We start from the raw sequence: 948 nt of genomic DNA, 5'->3' as shown, positions 1-948 counted from the left end.
CTCCTGAACTGATCACTCCTGCCCATCCGCAGGGACTTTATTTATCCCGCGTGGTTTATCCATACCTCAATATCCCACCCAGGACAGCTTTTTCTGCTATACTTCAAAACCAGGATGACACCCTATGGAAAGCGATTTAAACTTCTTATTTTAAGCAGTTTAACTTTGGTAATCTCAATATATTTGTTTAACTTTAATAGAGGACTTCGCTAAAATGAAGGAAATCCATGAACGTTATTCATAAAATTGAACACTGGGGCGATATGCACAGAGCCAAATGGCTCGACATTGTCAGAATTGCACTGGGCTTACTGATCTTTTTCAAAGGGATTGCGCTGATCAGCAATAATGCTGCTTCGCAGGAATTAATTCTTCAAAATAATGTTTACGGATTTTCCGGACTAATGGCCAGCCTTGCCATCCATATTGTGGCTTTTGTCCATCTTGTTGGTGGCTTATTGATTACTATTGGACTGGTTACCCGTTTTGCAGCGGTGATCCAGATACCCATTTTATTATGTGCCATATTTTTTGTCAATATTTCCAGGGGTTTTTCCATGTTGAATTCAGAATTGTGGCTTTCCGTGATTGTACTCCTATTACTTGTTTTATTTTGGGTGGTAGGTTCAGGACCGTTTTCAACCGATGCTTCTATGAAAAGAAGAGCGAGGGTTAAAGACTAGGCTTCTATTATTACGGTAGTGTGAGATTCGCCGAAGGCAAAACTGGTAAATTTGCATAAAAGAAGAATATGAATTTTCACACCAGAAAATGGGTTAAACCAGAGGATTTAAACCCAAACGGGACTTTATTTGGAGGCAGCCTCCTCAGGTGGATTGACGAAGAAGCTGCTATCTATGCGATTGTGCAATTGGAAAATCCTCATGTGGTTACCAAATACATCTCCGAGATCAACTTTGTCAGTTCAGCAAAGCAGGGTGACATTAT

Annotated in this window: 2 protein-coding genes; both read left to right on the top strand. The window is 40.3% G+C overall.

The features are described from left to right. Positions 1 to 227: 227 nt before the first annotated feature. Complete coding sequence (locus DBR11_RS15790) at positions 228 to 683, top strand: DoxX family protein (protein WP_108553618.1); 456 nt, start codon at positions 228 to 230, stop codon at positions 681 to 683. A gap of 68 nt (positions 684 to 751) precedes the next feature. After that, a partial coding sequence (locus DBR11_RS15785; protein WP_304594097.1) for an acyl-CoA thioesterase occupies positions 752 to 948 on the top strand: 197 nt, incomplete at its 3' end.

It is taken from the genome of Pedobacter sp. HMWF019 (genome assembly GCF_003061025.1).
Classification (GTDB): domain Bacteria; phylum Bacteroidota; class Bacteroidia; order Sphingobacteriales; family Sphingobacteriaceae; genus Pedobacter.
Note: the sequence above shows the minus strand (reverse complement) of the source record. Positions and strands in the feature narration are given on the sequence as shown.

Bases quoted from the DNA above. Each gene is read 5' to 3' on its own strand.
- DBR11_RS15790 (WP_108553618.1), top strand. From the start codon at position 228: ATGAACGTTATTCATAAAATTGAACACTGGGGCGATATGCACAGAGCC.